Genomic DNA, 22055 nt, shown 5'->3' with positions numbered 1-22055 from the left:
CGCCCGGATTCGGGAGTCCTCAGCCCATTTGCGTGTCTTGCAGGGGTTTAGCCGGCGTTATTGCTCTGTGTCGGCTCATCGCCGCGGATCTTACCCCGCGGCTTCTTGTCCTTCTTGTCCTTCTTGGGGTCTTCCTCATCCGGAACCACAACAGCTCCGCCGGGGTTGACCATGACCGTGACGAAGCTCGGCTCGCTGGTACCTGCGAAGGTGAGTCGGCCAATGTAGGAGCCTGGTGCCAGGTTCTTCCAGTTCAGCGAAATCTGGCCCGTCTTGCCGTTGGCGAGTCGGATCGGATTCGGCGTCACGGTGGCGTTGCCCTGGTTGGCTCCCAGGACCGCAGCATCAACAGTTGCCTTGGTGGGCTGGTTGTTGGGGCTCGCATAGAGGTTGGCGAACACGTAGTAGTCGCCCGGTGCTGGGTTGGGCACGGACAGGGTTTCGCTGGCCGAGGCCGTTGCGGCCGGCAATTGCTGGCCGGACGGCGTCAGGACCAGCATGTCGAAGTCCGCGGCCTCGTTGGAGGAGATGACCGAGAACTTGGCCAGTGCACTGCCCTCACCAACGGTCACCTTCTTCACGTAGTTGGACGCATTGGTTTCGCCGGCAAACGGGCCCGGAACCAACTCAACTGCGGAGGAGTCCGCCTTGGACAGGCCATCAATGGTCACGCCCACCGGCAGGTTGGTACCGGAGGTGATGTTGATGGTGCCGGAACCGTTGGGGCCCGTTCCCGTGAACGCCAGTGCCTTGTCCGCGATGACGGACTGTGGCCGCACTGCGATGGGCGAGGTGACGGTCTTGTTGGCACCCTGCCAGCTCAGCGAACCCATGGCGAACTTGCCCAGTTCGGCGTTCTTGTTTTCGAACTGCACCTTGAAGGTCTTCTTTTCGCCGGGTGCGCCGAAGGTCAGTACGGACGGCGTGACCTTGACGTTGACTCCGGGAACGTTGGCCGTTGCACGGTAAGTGCCCGCCGTCAGCGCCGTCAAAGTACGCGTGACCTCGATCTTGCCTGCGAGGTTTCCGAGTGCGAAGGACGGCACGTTCATGTCGCGGGGCTGTGTGGTGCCCAGCCCCTCGATGCCCAGGTCCATGCCCGTACCCTGGACAAACTTGAGGTAGTCCTCGGTAGTGGCGTCGTAGACCAGGCCCGGGCTGAGGACCTTCGCGGGGTCAACCTGCCCCGCGCCGGTGGCGAAGACGTCCTTGTTGACGGCGCCGTTGGCCAACTTGACCGGACCAGCGGTGGTCATCATGGCGGACTTCACGGTGGCCGGGGACCACTGCGGGTTCTTGCCCAGGATCAGTGCGCCGAAGCCGGCAACGTGCGGTGACGCCATCGAGGTCCCGGAGAGGAAGCCGAAGTCGTCGCCACCGGTACCGATCGGTGAAACACCCGCGAGGATGGCAACGCCGGGAGCGGATACGTCGGGCTTGAGCAGGTCCGAATCAGTGGCAAGCAGCGGTCCGCGGGAGGAGAATCCAGCGATCTGGGGCTGCGCTTCGGCAGGCAGGCCCGTGGTGTCGCGGTTCAACAGGGACACGGTGATGGCCGGGTTGGCAGTGACCTTGTCCTTGATGGTCTGCGTTGCAGGCGGGTTGACGTGGACCGTGGGGATTACGTGCTTGTCGGTGTCCAGCGACGAATCCGTCAGGTTCACCAGGATCATCCCGACGCCGCCGCCACGCAGGACCTCGGCGCTCTTGGCGGTGCGGTCAACCACTCCGCGGTCACAGACAACAACCTTGCCGGCCACCTTGGCCGGGTCCAAGGACCCGGGAGCGCACAGGGCCGCGTTGCCTTCGCCGCTGGCGGCGTTGGTGGACAGTACGACGCCGGCCCCGCTCACCTCGCGATTCATGATGCTCGCTCCGCGGAACTTGCTGCCATCGGAGAACTCAACAGTGCCCTGGAGTTCCTGCGAGAAGGACGTGGCCGCAACCGTGGTCAGCCAGGGGGCTCCGTGGTTCACGGTGCTGGCGGTGGGCCCGGAGTTACCGGCCGAGGTTGCCACGAAGATGCCAGCGGACGCTGCGGACAGGAATGCCAGCGAGACGGGGTCCGTGGTGGTGGTGGTGGAACCGGAGATGGAGTAGTTCAACACGTCCACGCCGTCCAGGATGGCCTGCTCGATCGCGTCAACGGAGGCGGAGCCATAGCAACCACCCGTGGCGGGGTCGGTGTCTTCCCAGCAGACTTTGTAGACAGAGAGCTTGGCGGCGGGTGCGATGCCACTGGTGGTTCCAAAGCTGCGACCGTCAACCACGGCATCGACGTTGGCGTTGCCTGCCGCAGTGCTGGCTGTGTGGGTGCCGTGGCTGTCCACGTCCACGGGAGAGATGACTTCTTCAGGGGCGCGGTTTTCCGGCGGAACGGTCTCCAGGAAAGCGTCAGCGAAGTAGTGGGTGCTCAGGACCTTGGAGTTGCAGGCGCTGCCATCGTAGTCGGCACCGGTATCCGTGCCGGGCTGGCATTCACCTATGAAGGTATCGCCGTCAGCCTTGAGCATGGCGATCTTGCCGTCGGCGGTGCGGTAGGGAACACCCACCTGCGGGTTGCCCACCAGGGGTCCTACCGGCTCGCCCGCGAAGAACGGGTTGGAGGGGGTGTAGCCGGTGTCGATCACACCAACAACGGTGCCCTTGCCGGCGTTCTCCTGGCCACCGTACTGGGTGGCCCACGTGCCGTTGGGGCCACTGAGCTTCAGGAAGTCGGTGGTGGAGTAATCCAGTGCGTACTGCGTGTCCGGTGCCACCATGAGGACCTTGGGGTCCTTGGCCAGGTTGATGGCCTGGTCCGCCGTCAGGTTGGCGCTGAAGCCATTGACGGCGGTGGTGAAGTCACGCTCGATGGTGATGTTTTCCTGTTTCGCGACTTCCTGCTGCTTCTGCTGCAGGTGCGATTGGTACTCCTTCACCTCGGCGCTGTCGGCGTCGAGCTTTTTGCCCTCCTCCGGCTTGGTCGGCGCAAGGCCCGCCGTGCCGCCGTCGTAAGTAGCCGCAGGCTTCTCGGCAAGGACCACCATGTAGCGGCCGTCCTTATATGCGCTGGGGTCAAGGTTCTTCTTGGCCACGCCTGCAACATTCCCGGGCGTCTCCGGGGCGGGAGCGGCCTGGGCCGGCATCGCCATCGACGAGAGCAGCAACGGCAGTCCGAGGGCGAGCGCCGCGGCCTTCCGAAGTCCCCCGCTTCTGACGAAGCTCTTTCCTTGTGATTTCACGAGTGGTTGCACCTTTCACTGAGGGAGGCCCGGGCTCCATCGCCAAGGCCTGTCAACTGGAGTTGGTTGGATTAGTGACAGTTCTTGTCAAAAATGCGCAACCAGCCGAGTCACAGAGTACCTAGTGAGAGCCGAATATGACATACAGCACATTTCAGGAATTTTGTCTTGTCACAGGGCGGGTGATTCGTCATGGAAGGACAAACAACGGACCGCAGGAATGTCCCGCGGTCCGTCGCCCGTCCACGCTGCGAAGCGTTAGCCCTTGGGCGTCACCTGAAGCCGGTCAAAGGAGACCTGGACGCCATCCTTGTCCAGGACCACCACATCGTCCCGCCCGTTCTTGACGTCCGAGGGAAGGATGAATTCCACCGTGTTGTCCGTAGTGGGGAAGATCCAGCCCAAGCGGTAGCTCGTCTTGTTCAGGTACACGTAGTACCAGTTCCCATAGTCGAGGCCCTTCAGCACCACTTTCTGCCCCGTGCGGTACTTGTCCGCAGTTCCCAGATCAGTGGGTGGAGTGCCCAGTTCCTGGACGGTCAGCGCGGGCTCGGCAACCGGTTGGGCCGGCTGCACGGCCAGTACCAGCGGATCACCTTCAGCAGCTGCGGCAACTTCACGGGATCCGTTGTGCGCTTTGGCCTCGAAGGAAACTGCACCGAGGGTTCCGGCAGCAACGTCCGCTGCCGTGAGCACATGCTCGCGCGTGGCAGTCACAGTGGATCCTGCCGCAAGCATGGCCTCCGAGATTCCCGCGTCCGGCGCCTCCAATCCGGTCACTGCGACGTTCCCGGCATTGCCCACGGTGTACGTGTAAGTCACGGGATCTCCGACGCTGGCGAACCGGTCCCCGTCGGCGTCGCTCCACTCGGCAGACACGGTTCCGTCAAGCCTGGGCTCCCGAACCTTGAGGTCCACTTCGCCGCCGTTCACGGCGATGGTCTTGGTGGTTTGGCCGGCAGAGCTGACCTCCCACGTGCTCGCCGGCACAAAGAAGCCCTGCTCGGCTTCTTCGGCGGTCACGGTGTGGCGCGGAGTGGTGCACTGGTAGCTCTGACCGGCCGGGAGCACGCCGTAGCGGCAGTTGCCCGGGCCATCCGGAAGGAAGGGGCTGAAGTTGCCGGCCGTAGGCACTACTTTCTCCACCAGCGGGCTCGTGTTCTTCACCGTGAAGGTGTACGGGACCAGGTCCCCGGCCGCGTACGGCTGGGTGGCAAGGTCACGCCCGACGTCGGCACGCACCCCGCTGATGTCGGCCGTCAGCAGACCGTCGCGCAACGCGACCGCAGCGCCGGTGAACGGCACCGTTTTGGTGAGCGACGGCGTCGTGCTGGCTGTGACGCTGAAGCTCGCCTCCGGCACGAAGTAGCCGCGCTGGACGTCGGCAGCCGTGATCACATGCTTGGCGGTGGTGCAGTTGTAGCTGGCGCCTGCGGCCAGGTTGTTGAACCGGCAGTTGGGGGCCGACGGCGGCAGGAAGCCGGAGTCGAACGTTCCGGAAACCGGTACGGAGTTGGCGGTGACGTTGGCGGTGCTCTTGACGTTGAGCGAGTAGCTGAGGACCTCACCCACCTGGTACGGGCTGGCCACGACGTCGCGGCTCGGCGCCGTTCCCGTGATGGTCAGGCCCACCTGCGGAGCCACCGGCACGGTGGCAGTGAAGGTGAACTGCGAAACCCGGCCGTTCGCCGTCGTGAAGGCGGCATTAAGGTTCTGCGGACCGCTGGCGTTGGCCGGTGCCGTCAGCGCTACGTTGATGCTCACCGAAGCACCGGGCGCGACGTCCGGAACCGGCACCGTGGTGGCTGCCCAGCCGGTGGGCGTGTAGATCGTTGCGGTAGCCCCGGAGAGTGTGGTGGCTTCCTGGTTGGTCACGGTCACGGGAACTTGCTGGGTAGCTCCCGGCGCGGTGGTGACAGCCGGGACGGAGAGTGGGGCGCAGGCGTAGTTCAGCCAGGCGTCGTCGAACTTCGCGAACGGCATGTTGTCTGTGTAGTTGCCCTCATAGAGCACACCGAACTTACCGTCCTCCAGTCGGGTCACCGTGGAATACGCGGAGAAACCCGCACGGATGATGCGGACGCCCGGCCAGGTGGCGCCGTCGTCGCAGGAGATGCGAGCGGAGACGTTTTCGCGGCCGGTCTTGGAGTTGGCGTTGGTGAAAATGAGCTTCTTGGCGTCGGCTGAGCCCTGCGCTGCATGAGGGAACATGCGCGCGATGGCACCGTTGTTGGCGGGATCCGGAAGTTCCGTGTCCTGCGTGACGGGACCATAGGTGGCGCCGCCGTCAGTGGAAATGGCCACCTTGCGGTAGCCCTGGTTGGCGTTGTCCCGGGAGTTCAGGAGCACGCGTCCGTCGGAGAGTTCCACTGTCTTGTTCTCGTCCATCCGGTCACCGACGTTGGCACCCTTGTGCCACGTGGCGCCGTGGTCATCGGAGTACACGCTGTAGGCCTGGATCTTGCTGGTGCCGTCGGCCTGGCGCACATCGCCGGCGTACTGCTGGATGAGCCGGCCCTTGTACTGGCCGTACTTGAGCTGGATGCCTTCGCCGGAGGAGGCGAAGTTGGAGCGGACATCACCGGCTGCCGGGCTGGTCTTGCTGGTCCCGGGCTTGGTCACGTTGGTGATGAGCCGGGGCTGGCTCCAGGTGACCCCGCCATCGGAGGACTCGATGACAGCTGAGGAGATCACCGCCCTGTCGGCGTCGTCGTTGCCGAACTGGCTGCCGCCGAAGCCTTGGTCCTTGGAGTAGACGAAGAAGGCGAAGACCTTTCCGGCTTCAGCATCGTAAATGTAGGAGGGGTCGCTGTAGCCGTACTTGGGTCCGCTGGCATCGCCCACATGCCCGGCGGCGATCACCGTGACTGGCCCCCATGTCTGGCCTCCATCGGTGCTGCGTCGCTGGACGATCGAGTTCGGGTTGGGAGCATCGGCGGCTGATCCCGGACGCCCATCCCATGCTGCGAGCACCACATTGTTGCCCAAGTACGTCAGGGCTGGGATCCGGTAGAAGAAGTTGGCAGCCGTGCGGTCGGCACCGATGTTGGCCTCGGTGAAGGTACCCGGCGCCGCCGTGGGGTTGTTGGGCGGGATAGGGGCGGCGGTGGCTGGAAGACCCAGCCCGGCAAGGAGGCCCAAGCTCAGTGTGCCGGCAGCTGCGAGGCGGGCGAGCGATGGTGCAGGGGGTATGGATTTCAAATCCAGTGTCCTTTCGAATCGGCTCCGAGCTGGCAGATCACACCCATGTATTGCTTCAGGGATTGCAGTGATATGCCACCTCGGGATGGACGTTCGTGCTACGTGCCACGTCGAACGTCCTACAACCATAAGCGTGTTCGCCGTCACATTGCTAGGGATGAAGCTGGAGAAGATCTCCGGCGGAACGAAGCTGTAGCCTCGAGAGCAAACCGTCACTGCTCACGAACCTTGGAGTTGCCGTGAAAATCCTCGTCCCGGACACCATCGAACTGGACCTTTCCGATCTCGCCGCGTCAGGCGACGACGTGGTGGTCTACGCAGTGGACAAGCCCATCCCCAGCGAGCACCGCGACGCGGAGGTCCTGGTGGTGTGGCGGAACTCCTCAGAGAACCTGGCGGACGCCGCCGGGGAGTTGCCAAAGCTGAGGCTGGTTCAGACCCTCGCCGCCGGCCCGGACTCCGTACTCGCCGCCGGCTTTGCGGACGCCGTGGCCATCACCTCCGGCCGCTCACTCCATGACGGCCCGGTAGCTGAACATGCACTGGCGCTGGTGCTGGCAGCGATTCGCCGACTCGACATCCTGCTGGAATCCCAGAAAGCCGGCACGTGGAACCAGCCATACAACGCTGCCCAGTCCAACCCGGCGACCGAACAGCTTTACACGCTCGACGGCGCCAACGTCACCATTTGGGGCTTCGGTTCCATCGCGGGGCGGCTCGCTCCCCTCCTGGCCGCCTTGGGCGCGAAAGTCACCGGCGTGGCCAACTCCAAGGGTGAGCGCTACGGTTTCCCAGTCCACTCAACAACGGAGTTGCCCGACGTTTTGCGTACCACCGATGTCCTGATTTCAATCCTGCCCGCCACCCCCGAAACCACCGACGCCCTGAATGAGGAGGTCCTCGGCGCCCTGCCAAAGACCGCCGTCTTCGTCAACGTAGGCCGCGGCGCCACCGTTGACGAGGACGCACTCCTGGCCGCGCTGGGCGAGGGCCGCCTTCGCGCCGCCGCGCTGGACGTCACCAAGGTTGAACCGCTTCCCGCCGACTCAAAACTGTGGGACGCGCCCAACCTGATCATCACGCCCCACGTGGCAGGCAACCGCCCCAAAGGCTCCGCGAAACTGGTCCAGGCGAACATCAGCGCGCTCAAAGACGGCGCACCACTCACCAACCAGGTTGCGGGCTAGGCGATCCCGATTCCCATGAAATTCCTTGCGCGTAAATAGTAAGCATGCTTATGTTAGTTGGGTCCGGGGTGGCCAGCAGAGGGTTTCCATCCCACGCATAGCATGAGACAACGTGAGGAAACGCATGTACCTGCACACCCAACTTCTCATCAATGAAATCGCTGCTGACGAGCCAGATCCCGCAGCCGCCAACGCCCTCCAGGAAGGACTGGGCGGACAGTTCGGCGAGATGCGCACCATGATGCAGTACCTCTTCCAAAGCATGAACTTCCGGGGAGACGCTGCCTCGAAGCCCTACAAGGACCTCCTTCAGGGCATCGGTACAGAAGAGATCAGCCACGTGGAGCTCATCGGAACCACCATTTCCCAACTCCTCGATGGTTCTCCCCGCTACCAAGGCAAGAAGTCCGATCCTGTGGACCAGCCGGGCGCGGGGGGAGCCGCTCCCCTGAAGATCGCCCTGGACACCAGCAACATCCACCACTATCTGGTGGGCGCCCAAGGTGCGTTGCCCGTGGACGCCGCCGGGAATCCCTGGAGTGGCTCTTACGTCTACAACAGTGGCAACCTGGTGCTGGACCTGCTGTACAACCTGATGTTGGAATCCACGGGCCGGCTCCAGAAGTGCCGGATCTACGAGATGACGGACAACAAGACGGCGCGCTCCACCATCGCGTACCTGATCGTTCGCGACCAAGCCCACGAGAATGCCTACGCCAAGGCATTGGAGAGCCTGGGCGTGAACTGGGGCAAGCTCCTTCCCATCCCAAAGACCAACGCTGAGCAATTCCCCGAAGTGAAGAAGCTCCTTGACCTGGGTCTCCAGAGCATTCAGTACACCTTCAGCGCTGACAACCTCAGCGAAGCAGGCAAGCTCTACCGCGGAGCATCACCGTCCAACGACGGCACGGAGCTCAGCACCCAGCAGATGCCTGACGGATTCCCCATGACCATCTCGCCGGAACGCAAGGAAGAGTTTGCCCCGGGATTGGATCCTGAACTCATGGCCTTGATCCAGGCCACGGCGGAACAGGAAATGAAGGAAGCCGACAGCCCCAAGGAAGCCACGTCGGCTTCGGCCAAGCCTGCGGCCGCCAAGAAGAAGTAGTCCACACGACAAAGCGGGCCTGTCCTCGAAAGAGGTCAGGCCCGCTTCTCGCGGAATTGTCAGGCGTGCTCGTACGTCAGGCAGTCAGCGGCCTCGCGTCCGGGGCCAACCCTGACGTCGTGTGCCTCGCACATGAGGTTGTTGTTGTGGACGCACTCGGAGCGCTGGCAAGCGCCGACGTGGGCCAGGACCTTGGGCAGTCCACCCATGGCATTCGTGTCAATGAACGTTGCGCAGGAAGCATGATCCTGGCTGCCACCGATGGTGATGCCAAAAGCGGTGCATCCATCATGGTTGAATCCGCAGCTTCCAACGCTACAGGCGGATACTTCGGCAATGTGTTCGGTCATTGTTCCTCCTGGTTGAGTCCTGAATGGTACTGGGGCTGAACCCCGCGTGTACTACCCAAGCTACGCCGAAATCATGCCCTTTAACCGCTTTGAATAGCGCATTTGTATGTGCCCTAATCCGCGTCATTCCGCCGGAAAACGGCCATCGGGAGGTTAGGTCCTACTTACTCGGAGTGCGCAGGGCGTCGCTGATTTTCGCCCGCGTTTCCTTATCCAGGGGCGCGGTCACGCGATGCTCCCGGGCAGCCTTGTCCGCTTTGATCTTCTGGATGACCATCCGGCCCAAACCTGCAAAAACGGCTGCGGCCACAACGCCCAGCACCATCGATTTCGGTTTCTCAGCCATGCCGCAATCCTAGTGACGCCTGCCACCCGGCGAAAGTGCCGCCGTCGAGCGTTCATCTGACCCGATTTCCGCCGCCACGGCGGGGTGGCCTCGCGCAATCGGGCTGAATAGGGTATGCGCGCCGCTCCCGGTAGAATAGGTGTGCAAGCTCGCGGAGCGCCCCCATGCCGTTCAAACATTGCAGTTCACAACCGTGTTTAACCCTGTGTTCATAACGCTGTTTGAATGCGGCTGAACGGCGTGAGACGGCACCTCCGCGGCAGCCTTATTTAAGGTTCACCCAACTCACGCACAGGAGTTACCGGATGCCCCGGATCGTCGTTGACGTCATGCCCAAGCCCGAGATTCTGGACCCCCAGGGGAAGGCCATCGTGGGTGCACTGCCCCGCCTCGGCTTCAACAGCTTCAGCGCAGTCCGCCAGGGCAAGCGCTTTGAACTGACCGTCGACGGTGAGGTGACCGACGCTATCCTGGCCCAGGCCCGCGAAGCTGCCGAGACCCTCCTGTCCAACCCGGTGATCGAGGATGTTGTCAACGTCGAGGTCGTCGAGGCCTGATATGACTTCGATCCCCCTGATTGGCGAGGCAGTCGCCGTCGCCGCAGAACCCCGGTTGGCAGGCGCCAAGATCGGCGTCGTCACCTTCCCCGGCACCCTTGACGACCGCGACGCCGCCCGTGCAGTGCGTCTCGCAGGTGGCACGGCGGTGTCCCTCTGGCACGCTGACTCCGAACTGGGCGACGTTGACGCAGTCATCATCCCCGGCGGATTCTCCTACGGCGACTACCTCCGTGCAGGCGCCATCTCACGTTTCGCGCCGCTGATGTCCAAGATCATCGATGCAGCGAACTCGGACGCGAAGCTCCCGGTTCTGGGTATTTGCAACGGCTTCCAGATCCTCACCGAGTCGCACCTGCTGCCCGGTTCCATGATCAAGAACGACCACCTGAAGTTCATCTGCCGCGACCAGACGCTGCGCGTGGAAAACGCCAACACAGCCTGGACCGTGGACTACACCGATGGCCAGGAAATCATCGTGCCGTTGAAGAACCAGGACGGCCAGTACATCGCCGACGAGAAGACCCTGGACGCCCTTGAGGCTGAGGGCCGCGTGGTGTTCCGCTACGTCGGCTTCAACCCGAACGGCTCCCGCCGCGACATCGCCGGTATCTCCAACGCAGCCGGCAACGTGGTGGGCCTCATGCCGCACCCCGAGCACGCAGTGGAGGCCGGATTCGGCCCCGAGTCGCTGAACGGCGAACCCCGCGACACCGACGGCCTGGGCTTCTTCACCTCCGTACTGACCAAGATTGTGGGAGGCGACAAGTGACCACGGAAACCACCAAGAAGTTCAACATCGACACCGTTGAGCACGCTGCCAAGACCCCGGACACGGAACTCCCGTGGGCCGAGCTGGGCCTGAAGCAGAACGAATTCGACGAGATCGTCAAGGTCCTTGGCCGGCGCCCCACCGGTGCCGAGCTGGCCATGTACTCGGTCATGTGGAGCGAGCACTGCTCCTACAAGTCCTCCAAGAACCACCTCCGCCAGTTCGGCGAGAAGGTCACCGAGGAAATGAAGAAGGACATGCTGGTGGGCATCGGCGAAAACGCCGGCGTCACCAACCTGGGCGACGGCTGGGCCGTAACGTTCAAGATCGAGTCCCACAACTCGCCGTCCTTCGTTGAGCCGTACCAAGGTGCCGCTACCGGCATCGGCGGCATCGTCCGCGACATCATTTCCATGGGCGCCCGCCCGGTAGCCGTCATGGACCCGTTGCGCTTCGGTGCCATCGACCACCCGGACACCGCACGCGTCATGCACGGTGCCGTTGCCGGCATTGGCGGCTACGGCAACTGCCTTGGCCTGCCGAACATCGGTGGCGAAATGGTCTTCGACTCCGTCTACCAGGGCAACCCGCTGGTGAACGCGCTGGCCGTGGGCGTTATGCGCCACGAGGATATCCGCCTGGCCAACGCCTCCGGCAAGGGCAACAAGGTTGTCCTCTTCGGCGCCCGCACCGGTGGCGACGGCATTGGCGGCGCTTCCGTGCTCGCTTCGGAGTCCTTCGATGACACCAAGCCCTCCAAGCGTCCGGCCGTCCAGGTGGGAGACCCGTTCGCTGAGAAGGTCCTCATCGAGTGCTGCCTTGAGCTCTTCAAGGGCTCGCTGGTTGAAGGTATCCAGGACCTCGGCGCTGCAGGCATTTCCTGCGCCACGTCCGAGCTCGCCTCCAACGGCGACGGCGGCATGGAGGTCGAGCTGACCTCGGTCCTGCTGCGCGACCCCACGCTGACTCCGGGCGAGATCCTCATGTCCGAGTCGCAGGAACGCATGATGGCCGTGGTTACCCCGGAGAACATCGAGGCCTTCGAAGCCGTGATGGACAAGTGGGCCGTGGAGTACTCCTGGTTGGGTGAAGTCACCGACACAGGTCGCCTCATCATCACCTGGGAAGGCGAAGTAATCGTCGACGTCGATCCCCGCACGGTTGCGCACGACGGCCCGGTCTACGACCGTCCGTTCGCCCGCCCGGAGTGGCAGGATTCCGTCCAGGCAAACTCCTTCACCGGTTCCGTTGAGGACGCCGGCCGCCCGTCGGCTCCCACCGAGCTGGCTGCGGCTGTCACCGAACTGGTGGCATCGCCCAACATGTGCAGCAAGTCCTGGATCACCAAGCAGTACGACCGCTACGTTGGCGGCAACACCGCCATGGCGTTCCCGGATGACGCCGGCGTAGTCCGTGTTGACGAGGAAACGGGCCTGGGCGTTGCCCTGGCCACCGACGCCAACGGCCGCTACACCTACCTTGAGCCGTACCAGGGCGCACAGCTTGCACTGGCTGAGGCCTACCGCAATGTCGCTACCTCCGGCGCCGTTCCGATGGCCGTCAGCGACTGCCTGAACTTCGGTTCCCCCGAGGACCCGGATGTCATGTGGCAGCTCGCCGAGGCCATCCGTGGCCTCTCGGACGCCTGCATGGAACTTGGCATCCCGGTAACCGGCGGCAACGTCTCGCTGTACAACCAGACCGGCACCACGCCGATCCACCCCTCCCCCGTTGTGGCGGTCCTGGGCAAGCTTGACGACGTCGCCCGCCGTACGCCGTCGGGCTGGCGCGAGGACGGCCAGGCTATCTACCTGCTGGGAACCACCGCAGCAGAGCTGGACGGTTCGGAATGGTCCAACCTCCGCGGACACCTCGGTGGCCTGCCGCCGAAGGTTGACCTTGCAGCGGAGCGTGCCTTGGGTGAAATCCTGATCAACGCTTCCCGCGATGGCATGGTTGACGCCGCGCACGACCTCTCCGAAGGCGGCCTCGCGGCTGCTTTGGTGGAGTCTTCGCTGCGCTACGGCGTTGGCGCCCGCATCGCCCTTGAGGAACTCATGGAGCGCGACGGCGTGGACCTGTTCACGGCCCTCTTCTCCGAGTCCCAGGCCCGGGCCATCGTGTCCGTGCCGCGTTCCGAGGAAGTCCGCTTCAAGGACATGTGCACCGCCCGTGGCTTCGCCCACCTCCGGATCGGCGTCGTTGACGCTGCCGGTGGAAAGCTGGAGATCAACGGCGTGGATGAGCTCTCGCTGGACGCCCTGCGCGAAGCCCACGAAGCAACCTTGCCGAAGTACTTCGGCTAGAAACAGCTGACATCGCCAGGCCCCGGGACTCTCTGAGTGCCGGGGCCTTGCGCGTAGCCGCAGGGGTTTACGCCGGCCAAGTCTGCTGCCGGACCAACTGTGCAGTGAACTCCGCCTCGGGCAGCGGCCTGCCGAAGTAGTAACCCTGCCCGCTCGCGCACCCGATGCTCCGGAGGGCTTCTGCTTGTTCGGCGGTTTCGATACCTTCCCAAACACCCTCCAAACCACAGGAGCGGATGACTTGATGGATGGCGGCCAGGAAGCTGAGCTGGGACGGGTCTTTCCCCAGGTCCTTCACGAACTGCCGGTCCACTTTCACCCGGTCCACAGGCAACTTCCTGAGATAGCCCATGGACGAATAGCCGGCACCGAAGTCGTCGATCTCAAGTCCGACGCCCAACCTGTGCAGACTGGCAAGGGTGTAGCGATCCAGCTCGTTGTTATGGATGATGGCGCTCTCGGTCAGCTCCAGCACGAGCGATTCCGGAGGAAGGCTTTCCTCCGCCAGGGCCTCGCTGACGTCATCCACGAACTCCAGGCTTTGAAGGTCCGCGGCAGAGACGTTGATGCGGATGGAGAAGTCATGCTGTGAAGTGGCAGGGTTATCCCGCCAATGCCGCAACTGCCCCACGGCCGTGCGGAGCACCCACCGGCCCAGTTCCGCGATGAGCCCTGTGGCCTCGGCGACGGGAATGAACTGGTCCGGCATGATGAGGCCGTGATCGGGGTGGTTCCAACGGACCAAGGCCTCGCAGCCTTCGATCCTTCCTGTGGCCAGCTCGACGATCGGCTGGTAAAAGAGGACCAGCTGATCCGAACGGATGGCCTCTCGGAGCTCCCCCACGATCCGTCTCTGGAGCTGCCGGGCGTGCAGTGTGGCGGGATCGAAGACCTTGAGCTTGTTCCGGCCCTCGCTTTTGGACTCCTCCATGGCCAGGTCGGCCTCCTGAAGAAGGTCTTCGGCACTGTGATGCTGCTCTGCGACCCGCAATCCCATGCTGGCTCCGCAGCGGACGCTGTTGTTACCGAGGTCGATGTTCGGTTCCAGCGCGGCCAGGATGCGGTTCCCGACGGCGGCGGCCCGGGGTTGCGGGGTGGCGGGCAACAGCACCGCGAACTCGTCGCCGCCCAGGCGAGTGACGACGTCGTTATTCCGCACGGCCGAGCGGATGCGCATGGCGACCGTGACCAGAATCTGGTCGGCCGCGGCGTGACCAGCTGAATTCTTGAGCGCTTTGAACCCATCCAGGTTCACCAGGAGCAGCGCAGGAGGGGCAGCTCCCCGGGCCGCGGCGTCCTGCGCATCCATGAACGCATTGACCAAGGCCAGGCGGTTGCCGAGCCCGGTGAGGGTGTCCGTGACGGTATCGCGCCGCTGTTCGTAGCGTGCTTGGTGGAGTTCCTGCATCAGGGCCTGAATATGGCGTTCCAGTTCCCCGATCCGGGGATCAAGGTCCGCTGGACTGTCCGGGGTGGTGCTGGTCACGACTCTTCCAAGCGTCGCAGGCTGGGGTCGGCAACGGCCTGCGGTTTTGCCACCGGATTGCGGCGTTCGTCCAGGAAGAGCCGGTAGGACGCGATATCCAGCCTGCCGTCCGGCTCTACTTTGTTCCCGGCCCGGTATACGTGGGTAATCCAGGACCCACCGAGGATGGCCTCAATCCATGCGTCGCATTCGGCCAGCGGAAGGTGGATGCGCGTCCCGGTGTTCCTCCGGTGCCCTGCAATGGATACTGTGATGCAACTGCCCAGGAGGCCCTTGTCCGCCGTGAACCAGGCAAGGCCTTCGACGTCGGCCACGATGGTCAGGTTTGCATTTCCGTCTTCCACGGACTGAACGGGTCCCATCCTCACCGAACGGCGGTCAGCGTTCAGTGACGTGTTGGTGCCCGCCGTGTAGGGAGCGCTGGTGATGTCCTGCCTGAACGCTGACAGCTCCTGGGTGTGCTGGATCTGAATTTTGGTGGTGAGCTCGTTCATGATCGTGCCTCATCCGCGATAGTTGCCGCCTGGAGGCGGTCTGCTCCTACAATCCGGTTTCTTCCTTGCGCCTTGGCGCTGTAAAGGGCTGCGTCCGCTACCTCGATCAAGAAGGTGAGGTCCGCTGCAGCGGGAATGCTTGACGTGAGCCCGTAGCTCACAGTCGGGAATGTGACACCTTCCGGACCCGTCGTGGAAGCCATCCGCCGGCTGATTTCCACAGCGATGCTCTCAGCCCGTTCCTGTGTGGCGCCGGGCAGGAAGAGGATGAACTCCTCACCGCCATATCTTCCGATGAGGTCCGTGGACCTGACCGATGCTGTGCATGCCTCGGCAAACGCCTTCAAGGCAGCGTCGCCGGCGCCGTGACCGTGTTCGTCGTTGACGGCTTTGAAGTGGTCCAGGTCCGCCAGGACAACGGCTGCACCGGAATCCGTGGCGTGCAGCCGGTTGAGCTCCGTGGCGGCCAAGTCAAGGAAGGCACCGCGGTTGAGGAGACCTGTCAGGTGGTCACGGGTGGCCCGCTCCTTGAGTCCCTTGATGAGCTGGTCACTGGTGAGGGCCGTCATGCTGAAGGACACGGTGACCAGCAGCACCATGGATATCAGTCCGGACGGTCCGGGTCCAAAGTACGTCCGGAAAGTGTCACTGGTGGGTCCCTCCAGCGCGTAGACCAGCCAACGCGCCAGATAATACGCAGCCAGCAGCCCGGCCGCCACCGACAACGCTTTGTGGACTTGGGAATGTGCGGCCTTGATGAACCACAGATCTTTGGCAGCCAACGCAATGCCCACGGTCATCATGGCCAGATAGACGAAACCCCCGGACCATACGTTGGTCCCGGGGCTCTCCAGCACGGAAGCAACGGCAGTAACCACTGGGGCCACCGCCAACTGCCAGGGGGCGGCCTTCATGTCCCGCAGGGTAAGAGCTCCCGCCCACACGCTGAAGGCGCCGGCCACCACCAGGACGTTGCCCACGGGGTTGGCCCATTGTTGGTGGGCCGTGCCGTTGAGGAGGAACGCCGCATTGCCCACCATGAATTCCAGCAGGGCAACACTCCACCAGCCGGCATACGGCGAGCGCGTGCGGTGGAAGGAGATGCAGAACAGCACCAAAAGGGTAACTGTGACCACGCCCAGGGCGACTCTCACGGAAAACGCATCGAGCACCATGTCCAACCCCCTCAGCTGGTCATCCTTCGGCCTTTGAGTCCAGTGTGGTGGGGGTTACTCAACCCGGATGCGGCGTTTGCTCAAGATTGGCTCAAGATCGCCCGCGGGTGGCATCCAACGTATCCTCACCCAGCCCAGTGCCCGTCGTCGTGGTATTCCGCTTCCAGTCCGTGGGGTGTCTTTTCCCATTTGTGCGGGCTGGTGACCATCTGCCAGGCGGCCCGCCAGGCGGCAACCGAGTGCAGTACCCAGTAAAACGGATTCAGCAAGGCGAAGATGGCGATCCGCCAGCCGTGGCGCCGCAGCGTGGCAACACCGGAAACGACGATCATCATGGCGTTCCCAAACAGCATGGACACCACGCCGCCCACCAGCAGCCATTCGGGCAGGACCAGGCCAACAATGTCGTAGCCGATGTAGGTCACCACAGTGAAGCCCACCACCAACGGGTAGGCAAGGAACGCCAGCGGCGTGCCAAGGATGAGGCCCAGGAAGCCGATGGTGCCGGCCACCCCGGTGCTCTTGATGTAGCGCAGGGAGTTACGGGTGTTCACGGCCGAGGTGACCATGTAGCCCTTGATCCAACGGGTGCGTTGCTTGATCCAGGCCGGAACCTGCGAGCACGCTTCTTCCCAGGTGGTGGAGTCGATGACGCCTACGCGGTACCCGTCCACGGCTGCCCGCAGGCCCAGGTCCGCGTCCTCGGTAACGTTCCACGGATCCCAGGCGCCTACTTCCTTCAGCAAGGATGTGACGAAGTGGTTGGACGTGCCGCCCAACGGCAGCGGGATGCCGGAGTTGTCCAGGCCCGGGAGCATGGAGTCGAACCAGTGGGTGTACTCGATGGTGAACATCCGGGTGAGGACGTTCTGGTCCGCGTTGAAGTAGTTAAGCGCGGCTTGGACGCAGATGAGGGGTTTGCGGTTCGGGTTGAGGTGTTCGCGTTCGAACTCGTCCTGCTTGAACGCTGCTATGGACGCCCTCAACTGACCGGGGTCCGGGCGGTCTTCGGCGTCGTAAATCACCACATACTCGCCGCGAGCGAAGGTCAGCCCATAATTGCAGGCCCTCGGCTTGGTTTGGGGATCGCCTTTGGGCACGATGAGGATTCGGACATATTCCGGGGGCCGTGAGGCCTTCGCCGCGGCGATGGTCTCGTCGTCGTCTTCCTCAAGCAGGACAAGGACATCGAGCTTGGAGCGCGGGTAGTCCAGCTGGCCCAGGTTGGTCAGCAGTTTGTCAATGATGTTGGCTTCCCGGAAGACGGGCACCAGGATCGTGTAGATGGGCAAGTCCGCGTCGGGAACCCGCTCCTCCGCCAGGGGCGGGAGGCCGCGGCGGGCCCGCTCCCTGTTCCTGGCTTTGGTGACTCCGGCATCGTGCAGCCTGTCAAAGGGGCTGCGCAGGCTAGCCAAGGACTTGAATCCGATACTGACCAGGAAGACGATGTTGGCTGCGGCCAGCAGCACAATGATGGCCGTCAGCGGCGAGACGATGAAGGCGGCCACAATTCCTGCAACCAAGACCACCGGAAGGTAGCGCTGCCATTGCGTCAGGGCAGTGCGCGCGGACTCCCCTGGCCGCTCCTCGGCGAGGCGTTCGGCGGACTCGTACAGTAGGTGGCGGCGGAAGGAGCGCTGGATGGATTGGTTGATGTCCCAGTCGGTGGTGGTGCGGAAGACAACGTCTTGGACGCCAAAGGTCAGCGCCGCCTCATGCGCGATGGCCGCCGAAGGGGCCACGGCCGTAGCCACCGTCAGTGTTTCACCGTCCATCCGCCAGGGCAGCCAGCGCGGTTCACCCAGTTCGCTGTAACCCAGCATCTCCATCAGCTGGTCGTCGACAGGTTCGGCCACCAGGTCAACCAGCGGCGCATCCCATTGCTCCGCCAGCACTTCATAAACCCGACGGCGGTCCAGCCCGGCTTCCAGGATGAGGTGCCGGCCCAGCAACCCGCCTTCGCTCGCGGCACGGGCGAGGGCGCGCTGCAGCTGTTCCGGGGTGACCAGGCCGGCGGCCAGCAGTGTCTGTCCGATTGATTGTCGGTTGAGCTGTGGCTCCGTAACGTGTGAAGAGGACGTCATCAGTCTGAGGACCTTTCATAGATCCGGTGCGTTGGTGTGGAGAAGGCGACGGAGTAGCGGACGTTGAAGGAAGGGTCGCTGACCATTGCCCGGTACACGAGGTCCGTGGGGCCCGAGTCCCTGGCTCCCGTTCCGGCTTCAACGTTGACGAACACCCACTTGGCGTATTTCGCCGGATCCTTCAGCGCCGGGCCAAAGTAGTCTCCGGCGGCGCGGTTGTAGATCTCCTTGAGCGGAATGCCCATCACGGGGAGTACAGCATTGCCGCGGGCACTTTCGTCCATCAGGATTCCGCCGGACTCGTAGTGATCGTGGAGCCAGCGTGCTGCCGCTGTGGAATTGGTGGTGGATTCGGCGGACATTCGCCCCTCGGCCAGCACGGCAAGTCGGCCCGTGGGGTCCTCATTCCACCACGCATTCTGCGCTGCCAGCGTCGCCAGCAAAGCGCCAATCACCCAAGGCCTGAGCCGGGCGGGCCTGGTGATCTCATGGACGAACACCGCCACCAGGATGGCCACCAGTGGCAACGCCGTGAGGGCGAAGCGGTTGTTCCACCACGTGGACGGCAGCGAGTGATCGTTGTTGATGGCGGTTTGTCCCAGGAACAAGCTCAGCAGTGCGAATGCGTAGGCGCTGCCGGTGACCGCCACCAGCAAAGTGCTGTTGGCGAAGCCCCTCCTGAAGACCAACACGACGGCGCCGCACGCCGCCAGGGCAAGGACCACCATCCCCGCGGTTTCCAGCAGCGACCAGTGGAAAGTAGTCAGCGTCAGCCCGAGGTTGCCCTTGGTAGGCAACAAGCCGCCGTCGGTGATGTTTTTCTGCTGCGCGTAGGCGGAATACTGCCCGAACATGAACTCCAACGGATTGCCATAGATGGCCCAGTTGTAGGAGATCCACCACAGCACGGCGGCGGCCGGGACCATCACGTAACCGCCGGCCATGATGAACGCTTCGCGCCACCCACCGGTTCGGCGTTTGGCCACGACCAGCACGAAGAGCGTTCCGGTCATCACCAGCGCCCACCCCTCGTAGCGGGAGAGCACTGCAGCGGCAGACGGAATGCCAGCGAAGACTGCCAGTTCGCCGGCACTCATTCGACGCCGGCTGGTGGCCCAGTGCGCCAGGCCAGCCATTCCGCCCACGATGCACATGATCAGCACCGGTTCAGTCAGCGCCGTGGTGTAGACGTACAGAACGGCCGGGTTGGCCAGGACCACCAGGGTGGTGGCCAGTCGACCTGCCCGGCCCAAACCGAGGCGCGCTGCGATCAGGTACAGGCCTGTGGTGGTAGCGGACAAGGCGAGAATCCCCAACAGTCCGGCGGCCCAGCCCGTGCTGAACAGCCACGTGTTCAGCACGAATGGCGCCAGCAGAAGGTGGGGCATTGGCAGCCACACCGTGCCGAGCTGTTCAAAGCCGGGCGCCTTGCTGTCGAAGATGCGCCGGGCGATGGTCAGGTGGCTTTGGGCGTCCGAGTAGTCCAGGTTGGTGCCCTGGCCGATCGTGTACAGGCAGGCGAGGTATCCCACCAGCAATGAAGTCACCGCGACGATCCTGGTGCCGGGGACCTTGCGGCCATCCACCGGAGCGCCCAGCCGTTCCCAGCCCCACGTGACCAGGGATGTCAGGGACCGCAGCGCCGGCTGCCGGTGGGCAGCCCGGCGGCGCGTGGCAACGCTAGTTGCCATGACCCGGTTCGGTCGCCTTCTGTTCTGCGTCCACATAGTCCTGTGCTGCCTTGGCACGTCGCCTCATGAGGACGGTCCGGAGGGCGAAAGCCAAGCCCAGGATCAGGACCGCGCCACCGATCCACCAGGCGTAAGGACGGTAGTCGTCGGTGACGGCCTTTTGCGGAACCACCACGTTGCTTTCCAGCAGGACGGGTGTTCCCGAGGGCTGCGTCACCAGGAGGTTGCGGGACAGCGAAGCCCACCCACCCTCAACACCACTGACATGCGAGGCCAGCGATGCCTGAAGCGTGGACGCCCCCGCAGTGTCACCTTCCGGTGCCCAGGCACCCAGGAGCAGCAGATCGCGACCACCTTGCTCGAAGGCTTCCAGCACGCCGAACGGTGCCGTGGTGCCTACGCCATACTCGACGTCGGCGGGCGCGATGGTGCGGAACTCTGCCAACCGGAGGGGTGCCGAGAGCCTGTTGGCAGCGTCCGCGGTGGCGCCCACCACCAGCCCGGACTCACTGGAGCCAGCCAAATCATCGAGGCCCACCATGCGGGTGTCCAGCAGGGTGGCACTGTCCCGCTGCAAGGACGCTACCAGCGACGCTGCGTTGACGGTGTTCGCCTGAGCGTTGCCAGGGCCGAATGCCACGGGAACGCTTTGGCCAAATGTCTGGGGGAAGCGTGCGAAACCGGCTTTCGTGGAGCCGCCGCGGACCGCGGTGAGGTTGCTGCCGGCAGTGTCCACAGTGACTTCCATGGGCATGACGCCCGCAGGTCCGGTGCAATCGCCGCCGGCCGGGAGGGCTGCGAGGCGTATCCGCAGCCCGTTCTTCGCCTGAAGCTGGCCGGCTGGAACGTCGGCGTCCACCGTGAAGGTGTCGCCGCCGTCGAGGTTCTTGGAGCTCAACAGGTAATCGTTCCAGAAGACCGAAACCTGCGCCTGAGCGTTATCCGGAACGGCCGTGTGCGTGCCCTTGAGCTGGACCTTCACCGATGAAACCGGGCCGCCGAACTGCGACTGGGTGACACCCACGTACGATTCCGGCGTGCCGTAGCCGGACAGTTTGAGGGTGCTGCTGCCCAGGTCCTTGAGGCTCTGGACCAGGCCGGGCGCGGCGGGCAAGGCGGAGGTCAGCCCGGTGACCGATGACGTCACGGCGAGCGCGGTCTTGTCGCTGGAGAGCGCCCGGGCCGCGGTGCGGAGCTGGTCATCGTGGCCGCTGAGGATGAGCTGCGGCAGTCCGGCAGCGGTGGCGAGCTCGGTACTGGTCTCGCCTTGGTCGGCCACAACGCTGAGAACCCGGCTGCCCGCCGGAAGGTTGGCCGCGCGCGCCGCAAGTTCAGTGTCCGGAACCACGCTGACGGCGGCATCCGGATAGCGGTGTGACATGGCGGCGGAGGCCGTCATGATGGCAGCGGAAACATCGGCCCCCGGCTCGGCGGGGACGGGAAGCACGACGGCGGGCACGGACGCCGGGAAGAATTCGCCCACCGTGGTGGGAACCTTGGCCGTTCCGCTGAAATCGACCGCCAGGTTATTGAGAGTGGCCGTGGCGTTGGAGACGACGCACATGGTTTGCGTTGCCGCCACGAACTGCAGCCCCACCGTCAGTTGCTGGCCCGCCACGTCCGCCGCTGTCATGTCCGCGGCACTTACTGCTGCGTCGAGGGGAATGCTTGCCGCTGCTTTGGTTTCCAGGACCACCCTGCCATTGACCGTCGCCCGGACCGTCCCTTCCGGCTTCCCGGACACCACGATGGTCCCTTTTACCCGTGTGGGTTCCAAGCCTGCCGTCACCGGCACCACCAGCGTCTGCTCATTTTGGCCGGCCAGGGCCGAAACGCTGGAGGATGTCCGCAGTGCAGCTCCTTCAGGGGGAGCCGCTATGGCTCCCGGCGCTGTGACGGCGGAAAGAGCCAGCGTTGCGGCACAGGCGAGAATGATGGCCCCGGCATGCGATCGGGCGCGGGGTCTGGCAGGGGTTTGGGTCACGATGTCAGTCCTGAGTAACTAGCAGCGAATGAGTTCGTCGGCCGTTGTGGGCCAACCTCTTAGACACTGCCGGGTGGAACTCAAGGCCCC

Annotated in this window: 15 protein-coding genes; 5 read left to right on the top strand and 10 right to left on the bottom strand. The window is 64.0% G+C overall.

Annotated features, from left to right (window positions below):
- Nucleotides 1–47: 47 nt before the first annotated feature.
- The gene (locus tag FQP90_RS10995; protein ID WP_439898645.1) at nucleotides 48–3224 is read right to left on the bottom strand and encodes a S8 family serine peptidase; all 3177 of its coding nucleotides are present in this window, start codon (nucleotides 3222–3224) and stop codon (nucleotides 48–50) included.
- A gap of 258 nt (nucleotides 3225–3482) precedes the next feature.
- Nucleotides 3483–6425, bottom strand: coding sequence for an exo-alpha-sialidase (locus tag FQP90_RS10990; RefSeq protein ID WP_244296690.1), 2943 nt, complete (start codon nucleotides 6423–6425; stop codon nucleotides 3483–3485).
- A gap of 239 nt (nucleotides 6426–6664) precedes the next feature.
- Here FQP90_RS10990 and FQP90_RS10985 point away from each other — a divergent pair, with 239 nt between their 5' ends.
- Nucleotides 6665–7612 carry a phosphoglycerate dehydrogenase gene (locus FQP90_RS10985; protein WP_144650117.1) on the top strand — a complete coding sequence of 316 codons (948 nt, stop codon included), beginning with the start codon at nucleotides 6665–6667 and terminating at the stop codon, nucleotides 7610–7612.
- A gap of 124 nt (nucleotides 7613–7736) precedes the next feature.
- A complete protein-coding gene (locus FQP90_RS10980) occupies nucleotides 7737–8720 on the top strand; it encodes a manganese catalase family protein (protein ID WP_144650115.1) in 984 nt (327 codons plus the stop codon).
- Nucleotides 8721–8779: 59 nt separating this feature from the next.
- Here the strand turns inward: FQP90_RS10980 and FQP90_RS10975 are convergent, their stop codons facing one another.
- Both FQP90_RS10975 and FQP90_RS10970 read right to left on the bottom strand, forming a co-directional pair.
- The gene (locus FQP90_RS10975) at nucleotides 8780–9070 is read right to left on the bottom strand and encodes a DUF1540 domain-containing protein (RefSeq protein ID WP_144650113.1); all 291 of its coding nucleotides are present in this window, start codon (nucleotides 9068–9070) and stop codon (nucleotides 8780–8782) included.
- A 160-nt stretch (nucleotides 9071–9230) separates the two neighbouring features.
- Nucleotides 9231–9416: a hypothetical protein gene (locus FQP90_RS10970; RefSeq protein ID WP_144650111.1), complete on the bottom strand. Its 186-nt coding sequence runs from the start codon at nucleotides 9414–9416 to the stop codon at nucleotides 9231–9233.
- 305 nt (nucleotides 9417–9721) lie between these two features.
- Here FQP90_RS10970 and purS point away from each other — a divergent pair, with 305 nt between their 5' ends.
- From purS to purL, 3 genes are read left to right on the top strand one after another with little or no spacing between them, the layout of a single operon-like run.
- Nucleotides 9722–9973, top strand: coding sequence for a phosphoribosylformylglycinamidine synthase subunit PurS (gene purS / locus FQP90_RS10965; RefSeq protein WP_011773385.1), 252 nt, complete (start codon nucleotides 9722–9724; stop codon nucleotides 9971–9973).
- A gap of 1 nt (nucleotide 9974) precedes the next feature.
- Nucleotides 9975–10745 carry a phosphoribosylformylglycinamidine synthase subunit PurQ gene (gene purQ / locus FQP90_RS10960; protein WP_144650109.1) on the top strand — a complete coding sequence of 257 codons (771 nt, stop codon included), beginning with the start codon at nucleotides 9975–9977 and terminating at the stop codon, nucleotides 10743–10745.
- Nucleotides 10742–13051: a phosphoribosylformylglycinamidine synthase subunit PurL gene (gene purL, locus FQP90_RS10955; RefSeq protein WP_144650107.1), complete on the top strand. Its 2310-nt coding sequence runs from the start codon at nucleotides 10742–10744 to the stop codon at nucleotides 13049–13051. The genes purQ and purL overlap by 4 nt, the downstream gene beginning before the upstream one ends.
- 67 nt (nucleotides 13052–13118) lie before the next feature.
- Here the strand turns inward: purL and FQP90_RS10950 are convergent, their stop codons facing one another.
- From FQP90_RS10950 to FQP90_RS10925, 6 genes are all read right to left on the bottom strand, one after another.
- Nucleotides 13119–14537: a putative bifunctional diguanylate cyclase/phosphodiesterase gene (locus FQP90_RS10950; RefSeq protein ID WP_244296688.1), complete on the bottom strand. Its 1419-nt coding sequence runs from the start codon at nucleotides 14535–14537 to the stop codon at nucleotides 13119–13121.
- Nucleotides 14534–15031 carry a hypothetical protein gene (locus FQP90_RS10945; RefSeq protein WP_144650105.1) on the bottom strand — a complete coding sequence of 166 codons (498 nt, stop codon included), beginning with the start codon at nucleotides 15029–15031 and terminating at the stop codon, nucleotides 14534–14536. Before FQP90_RS10945 ends, FQP90_RS10950 begins: the two co-directional genes overlap by 4 nt.
- The gene (locus FQP90_RS10940) at nucleotides 15028–16206 is read right to left on the bottom strand and encodes a GGDEF domain-containing protein (protein ID WP_144650103.1); all 1179 of its coding nucleotides are present in this window, start codon (nucleotides 16204–16206) and stop codon (nucleotides 15028–15030) included. The genes FQP90_RS10945 and FQP90_RS10940 overlap by 4 nt, the downstream gene beginning before the upstream one ends.
- Before the next feature lie 125 nt (nucleotides 16207–16331).
- Complete coding sequence (locus FQP90_RS10935; protein WP_144650101.1) at nucleotides 16332–18290, bottom strand: glycosyltransferase family 2 protein; 1959 nt, start codon at nucleotides 18288–18290, stop codon at nucleotides 16332–16334.
- Entirely contained in the window at nucleotides 18290–19981 is a 1692-nt protein-coding gene (locus tag FQP90_RS10930; protein ID WP_144650099.1) for an ArnT family glycosyltransferase, read from the bottom strand. Before FQP90_RS10930 ends, FQP90_RS10935 begins: the two co-directional genes overlap by 1 nt.
- Nucleotides 19971–21965 (bottom strand): cellulose biosynthesis cyclic di-GMP-binding regulatory protein BcsB, encoded by a 1995-nt coding sequence (locus FQP90_RS10925; protein ID WP_144650097.1) that lies wholly within the window; start codon nucleotides 21963–21965, stop codon nucleotides 19971–19973. Before FQP90_RS10925 ends, FQP90_RS10930 begins: the two co-directional genes overlap by 11 nt.
- Nucleotides 21966–22055: the final 90 nt, after the last annotated feature.

The sequence above is a fragment of the Paenarthrobacter nitroguajacolicus genome, assembly GCF_007786235.1.
Lineage (GTDB): Bacteria > Actinomycetota > Actinomycetes > Actinomycetales > Micrococcaceae > Arthrobacter > Arthrobacter nitroguajacolicus_A.
Note: the sequence above shows the minus strand (reverse complement) of the source record. Positions and strands in the feature narration are given on the sequence as shown.